The organism is Psychrobacter sp. AOP31-B2-9 (genome assembly GCF_052378005.1).
Taxonomy (GTDB): domain Bacteria; phylum Pseudomonadota; class Gammaproteobacteria; order Pseudomonadales; family Moraxellaceae; genus Psychrobacter.
The window spans coordinates 1-5,713 of record NZ_JBQSXG010000172.1; the positions used below are offsets into that span (position 1 = coordinate 1).

The window sequence follows — 5,713 nt, forward strand, 5'->3', positions numbered from 1 at the left end:
ATAGTGTTAAAAAAAATTTTGGTATTCATATTGTTGCTAGTGTTAGTAATTGTAGGATATAGGCTTATCAAACCCAAAAACTCAATAAGTACATCGACCTCTGATGTTACATCTGATATTTCGACTAACTCCACTTTTACATCTACTGACTTTGAGGATATAGCGCCAACCTACGTTGATCTCGGTTCAGCATCGGCCTCGACAGTAAACCCAACATTAACGTCACAACCAGTAACCACACAAAGCTTTTCATGTGACGGGCGACAGCATTGCTCTCAAATGACCTCATGCGCCGAAGCAACCTACTTTATACAACACTGTCCTAACACTAAAATGGATGGTAATCATGATGGAGTACCCTGTGAGCAGCAGTGGTGTAACTGATTTTTATCAAACATAAAATGAGAATACAATGCATACTCCTACAACTTTCGCCGAAGAAGACCTAGAAAACATTATTGATTTTATCACAGCCCACCCATTAGCTACATTGATTGCCCAAACCAAGGATGGTATCGAAGCCTGTCATATACCTCTGTTTTGGCATAGCGACAACCCTTTCTCTGAATACGGATGTCTGTATGGTCATTTGGGTCGCAAAAATCCTATTTATCAAAACGTGTTACCAGATACTTCATGGTTAGTCATCTTTCAAAATTCCGGGCATTACATCAGTCCCAACTGGTATATCAGTAAAGCAAAGACCCATAAAAAAGTCCCCACGTGGAACTATCAAAGTGTGCATATCCAATCTCAAATCGAGTTGCTGCATGACACTGATACGCTGAAATGGATACTAGCAACCATGACCGCGCAGCAAGAAATCATCTCAGACAACCCTTGGTCATTAGCAGATGCTCCCATCACTTATATAGATGCTATGTGCCAAGGCACAATTGGTTTTAAACTCAACATAGAATCCATACAGGCTCAATTTAAATTGAGCCAAAACGAAACAGCAGAAAACCTCTCAGGAGTAATAAGTGGCTTGAAAGCGTTAAATACAAATGAAGCCACAGCAATGGCCGTCAAGGTTACAAACCATAATAATCGTTAACCTAAGCTCGTTATGCTTGCCAACTTAAAAGCTTATTTGAAATCAGAAAATATGCCCTAATCTCATTTTAAATAAACTTAAATAAAAATAGAGTTACTTTTATGAAAAATAACAAGGATAATAAAAATCAAGAACTGACTAAAATACGTCTTGATAAATGGTTATGGGCAGCACGGTTTTATCGAACACGCACCCTTGCCAAGCAAGCCATCGAAAGTGGACGTGTACATTATGCTGGTAGCCGCGTAAAAACCAGTAAAGAGATTTCGGTCGGTGATGAGCTAACCATTCGCCAAGGCTCGGCAACTGCCATGACAGAAAAGACCGTCATCGTCGAAGCCTTGAGCGCACAGCGTGGTAATGCCACAGCTGCCGAAATATTGTATTCAGAAACTGAAGAAAGTATAAACCGCCGTGCTTATTATGCAGAACAGCGCAAACTTGCCAATCTTGCACGCCCTGATAACAAACCCAACAAAAAAGAGCGCCGCGATCTTCAACGATTCAAAAACAATCAATAGTAAATAACAAAAGACAATTTAAATATAAGAGCACTAAGCGCAGATATAACCAGCATGACGTGAAGATGACCATATGGCGAAATCATATAAAAAGTACTGCTATGAATATTGTTTTTATGATTATTGTTATAAACATTACTGTATCAGATGATCATATTGTTTAGGCTATACTCTTGCCATTCTAAGCATTAATCGTTACGATGACAGCCGATTTACCTACTCAATAACATGCTGATAAAAGCCGTACTAATAATGCTGGTCTCTTATCGCATGTTTTTTTGTTCTACAAGGTCATACTATGATAATGAAAACCTGTACGCCATCATCTGTATTATTGGTTTGCTTAGGCAATATTTGTCGCTCTCCAACAGCTGAAGAGATTTTTCGCCAGCAAGCAGCCATTGCCGGATTATCCATAAAAGTTGATTCTGCAGGTACTGGTGACTGGCATATTGGTCATGCACCTGATGAACGCGCGCAACGTCATGCCAAAGCTCATGGCTATAAAATCAACAAACTGATTGCCCGCCAAGTAAACGAAGATGACTTTCGTAATTTCGATTTAATCCTAGCAATGGATGCCCAAAACTTAGCCGACTTACAAGCCATTGAGAATGACTTAGCAGATACTGAGAGTAATAGCGCCAAGCTGGCTTTATTCAGCGAAGAAGATCCAACTTATGGTGGCGATGACGTGCCAGACCCTTACAAAGGCGGTGAAGATATGTTTGAAGAAGTCATTAAGCGTATAGAATCAAGTGCACAAGCTTGGATTGAAAGTTGGAAAGCTCGCTAACGCTAAAAGCTGTATCGCCCCTATTTTTACATCTTGCATCCTCTATGATGAGCATCATGTAAATTATTATCTATTTGCCCTATAGGCTATGTTATGACCTCAGTTTCTCGCCTTGACCTAAACTCTAATCTGGCTAACACTGACTTGCCAGCCAACGTATTACAACGTCATTCAGTCGATTTGTCACATAGCAACACTATGGCATTAGCCTGTATCGCCGATACGGTCGTGACATTGACGGACGAGGTGCAGCTTAATACGTTCATGGCAGGTTATGTAAAGAACCACGCTGAACAGAAGCCGTTATTGGTACTGTCAGGTGGTAGCAATGTGCTACTGCCAGCTCAGCTAGATGCTATTGTACTGCAACCACAGATGCGCGGTATTAAGTTGATGGCTCAAACGGACAGTCATGTCGATATTGAAGTGATGGCTGGTGAAAACTGGCATGACCTGGTGACACATACGGTCAGTCAAGGATGGTATGGGCTAGAGAATCTTGCACTGATACCAGGGCTGGCTGGTGCAGCGCCTGTACAGAACATCGGTGCGTACGGTGTCCAATTAGAAGACCACTTACAATACGTACGTGCCTATCACTTGCCCACCCAAACATGGCATCAATTGACGGTTAATGACTGCCAATTTGGCTATCGCGACAGCATGTTTAAGCGCGCACCAAATACATGGGTTATCAGCCGTGTGGGGTTCAGATTACATACAGATGCCAGCAGAATTTTAGCTGATTATGGTGATGTACAGGCAGCAGCACAACGCTACGCTGAACAGCAAGGCCGCACACAAGCGACGCCTATGGACGTAATGCACGCCATTATAGAGATTCGCCAGCAAAAGCTTCCTGATCCCAAAAATCTGGCCAATTGTGGTAGTTTTTTCCAGAACCCGATTATCGAGAAAACGCAATTTACCACCTTAAAAAACACCTACCCTACGATGGTTGGCTATTCCATGGCTGACAATCAGGTGAAAGTCGCGGCTGGGTGGCTCATTGAGCATGCGGGGTTAAAAGGCGGTGGTGTTGCCCCAATCGTCACTCATCAGCAGCAAGCATTGGTACTTACCAATCATAAGCCCCAACAAGCAACCCAACAACAAGTAGCAACAGCTCAGCGATATATCGCCAATACAGTCTATGATAAATTTGCCATTCAGCTATCACGTGAACCCGTTTGGGTAAATACCGATGGCTCTATAAGGTATGACGAGCATGAGACCTAAATATTCATGGTCTAAGCGGCTACTATCTAAACGTTTATGGCGGTATTACTTACGCTCAGCTGAACGTATGATGAGGCTATTTCATATTATCAACATCACCTTTTTGCTTGGTTCAACAACCGTTATCCTCATCATAATCAGTTTGTTTACACCACTATTTTCACAATCGATTGTGTATTTGTTTACGCTCCTACCCCTACCTCATATATCTGGGACGGCCATGAATTCACCTCCTACCGCTTACGTGGTATTAGGTGGTGGACTCACCAATGACCATAACAATCAAATCATACTCAACAGCTATAGTCTCAATCGTGCCCAAACTGCTGCTGGTGCATATCACGACTTACCCCTGCCCATCGTACTCAGTGGTGCTGAAGCGCCTTGGCTTGGTCAATGGCTTATCGAACACGGTATCGATGGATTAATAAGCGAAAATGCCAGTATGAATACCTGCGAAAATGCACGCTTTACTGCCAAACGTATTCCACTACAACATGTTTATTTGATTACTGACAGCTATCATATGGCACGGGCTCGTAGACAATTTGCGCTTAATGGCATCAATAGCACACCAATAGATGCGCCTTTACCCGTCAACCGTGATTGGAAAAAACCGGCACAGAACTTAACGCATTCAAGACGTGCTGTTTATGAAGTCGCTGCCTATTTACGTGATGTGATACGTCCGCAGATGGACTGTCGTCAGGCCCAAGAGGTTACGTCACAGCAACTATTAACGCCTAGAGGGAGTGTGACAAAGACATCTAGTGAATAAATCTAGGCACATGTGTAAAGTGCATACTATATTGTCATTGTCCTCGCTATCTATCACTTTACATTCATCATCACAAACCATCACCACATTCATAATAGGTGTATAATGCCCAAAGAAATTGCAATTTAAGAGACATTTTATGCTCAGTATATTCTTATTAATTCCACTAAGTCTTATGTTATTTGTGGTTGCCATTTGGGCGGTACGCTATGCTGTAAAGTCAAACCAATTTGAAGATCTAGACAACGCATCACAGCGCATTATACTAGATGATCGTCAAGAGCGTAGGCAAACCATACAAGCTCATGATCACCCAACACCTACTGATACAGCTCATGATGAAATGAGTAATACTGATAATAATCCAAAAATCTAGCCTTAAGTTATCTTATCTATACATGACTTACGGCTATGTTTTTATCGTATACCCATCATCTAATTAGGTTCGTCTGTTACTATTTTTAGGAGAAGCAACCCATGACTACAGCATTACTCATTGCGGCATTACTAATGGGTTTTTTTGGCTCACCGCATTGCTTGGGCATGTGTGGTGGTCTTGTGACAGCGTTTGGATTGTCAATGAAAGATGCCAGCCCTGCTAAACGCCGTGCCCTTATCGCCACCTATCATTTAGGTCGTTTGACCAGTTATGCATTTTTAGGCTTAATCGCTGGACTGATTGGTACTACTGTACTCAAACCTTTAATGATGGGAAATAGTCTACCGCGCATCTTATTAGGCTTGGTATTAGTATTTGTTGGTGTGACTATGCTTGGCGCACCATTTTTAAATAAGTTAGAGCGTTTTGGCATGCGTTTTTGGCAATACCTGAGCCCACTTCGCCAAAAAGTATTTCCACTAAACACCTTTCCACGTGCCCTAACCGCTGGCTTACTTTGGGGGTTTTTACCTTGTGGCTTAGTTTATGGCGCTCTGCTGATTGCAGTTGTTGCTCACAACCCATTAAGTGGCGCAGCACTTATGTTCGTTTTTGGTTTAGGTACAGTACCTATGCTAGTTGCTACTCACGAAACAGTTGGTTGGTTGCGTGACAAAATTGGGCGTTTTCGCTTAAGACAACTAAATGGCGCTGTCATGGTAATATCCGGTTTGGCTATCGCTGTCGTACCAATAGCAATGTCCACTATGCATGGTGGGCATGATATGTCTCATATGCATGGAGACCATATGGATATGAGTGACACTATGGACCATAGCAACCATCATATGATGCCATCTGATGATGAGACCCATCATGACGGTATGGATCATAGTATGCACGATATGAGTCAAGAAACGATGGAACATGCTCACTAAAGCTT

The 5,713-nt window shown here is 42.3% G+C and carries 7 protein-coding genes and 1 pseudogene; all 8 read left to right on the plus strand.

Annotated features, from left to right (window positions below):
• Positions 1-246: 246 nt before the first annotated feature.
• Positions 247-384: pseudogene (locus ACT3SX_RS13550) on the plus strand (excalibur calcium-binding domain-containing protein); the annotation flags it as partial.
• Positions 385-412: 28 nt separating this feature from the next.
• On the plus strand, positions 413-1,057 hold the full coding sequence (locus ACT3SX_RS13555) for an FMN-binding negative transcriptional regulator (RefSeq protein ID WP_192519612.1): 645 nt from the start codon (positions 413-415) through the stop codon (positions 1,055-1,057).
• A gap of 101 nt (positions 1,058-1,158) precedes the next feature.
• Positions 1,159-1,578 (plus strand): RNA-binding S4 domain-containing protein, encoded by a 420-nt coding sequence (locus tag ACT3SX_RS13560; protein WP_192519611.1) that lies wholly within the window; start codon positions 1,159-1,161, stop codon positions 1,576-1,578.
• A 298-nt stretch (positions 1,579-1,876) separates the two neighbouring features.
• On the plus strand, positions 1,877-2,374 hold the full coding sequence (locus ACT3SX_RS13565; protein WP_192519610.1) for a low molecular weight protein-tyrosine-phosphatase: 498 nt from the start codon (positions 1,877-1,879) through the stop codon (positions 2,372-2,374).
• Positions 2,375-2,467: 93 nt separating this feature from the next.
• Positions 2,468-3,613 (plus strand): UDP-N-acetylmuramate dehydrogenase, encoded by a 1,146-nt coding sequence (gene murB, locus ACT3SX_RS13570; protein ID WP_192519609.1) that lies wholly within the window; start codon positions 2,468-2,470, stop codon positions 3,611-3,613.
• A 220-nt stretch (positions 3,614-3,833) separates the two neighbouring features.
• A complete protein-coding gene (locus ACT3SX_RS13575) occupies positions 3,834-4,391 on the plus strand; it encodes a YdcF family protein (protein WP_225739193.1) in 558 nt (185 codons plus the stop codon).
• Positions 4,392-4,530: 139 nt separating this feature from the next.
• Positions 4,531-4,767, plus strand: a complete 237-nt coding sequence (gene ccoS / locus ACT3SX_RS13580; RefSeq protein ID WP_192519607.1) for a cbb3-type cytochrome oxidase assembly protein CcoS — start codon at positions 4,531-4,533, stop codon at positions 4,765-4,767.
• A gap of 101 nt (positions 4,768-4,868) precedes the next feature.
• Positions 4,869-5,708, plus strand: a complete 840-nt coding sequence (locus ACT3SX_RS13585; RefSeq protein ID WP_192519606.1) for a sulfite exporter TauE/SafE family protein — start codon at positions 4,869-4,871, stop codon at positions 5,706-5,708.
• Positions 5,709-5,713: the final 5 nt, after the last annotated feature.

What these genes read in the sequence shown, in the direction of transcription:
- ACT3SX_RS13555 (WP_192519612.1), top strand. Translation starts at nt 413, where the DNA reads ATGCATACTCCTACAACTTTCGCCGAAGAAGACCTAGAAAACATTATT.
- ACT3SX_RS13560 (WP_192519611.1), top strand. Translation starts at nt 1,159, where the DNA reads ATGAAAAATAACAAGGATAATAAAAATCAAGAACTGACTAAAATACGT.
- ACT3SX_RS13565 (WP_192519610.1), top strand. Translation starts at nt 1,877, where the DNA reads ATGATAATGAAAACCTGTACGCCATCATCTGTATTATTGGTTTGCTTA.
- murB (WP_192519609.1), top strand. Translation starts at nt 2,468, where the DNA reads ATGACCTCAGTTTCTCGCCTTGACCTAAACTCTAATCTGGCTAACACT.
- ACT3SX_RS13575 (WP_225739193.1), top strand. Translation starts at nt 3,834, where the DNA reads ATGAATTCACCTCCTACCGCTTACGTGGTATTAGGTGGTGGACTCACC.
- ccoS (WP_192519607.1), top strand. Translation starts at nt 4,531, where the DNA reads ATGCTCAGTATATTCTTATTAATTCCACTAAGTCTTATGTTATTTGTG.
- ACT3SX_RS13585 (WP_192519606.1), top strand. Translation starts at nt 4,869, where the DNA reads ATGACTACAGCATTACTCATTGCGGCATTACTAATGGGTTTTTTTGGC.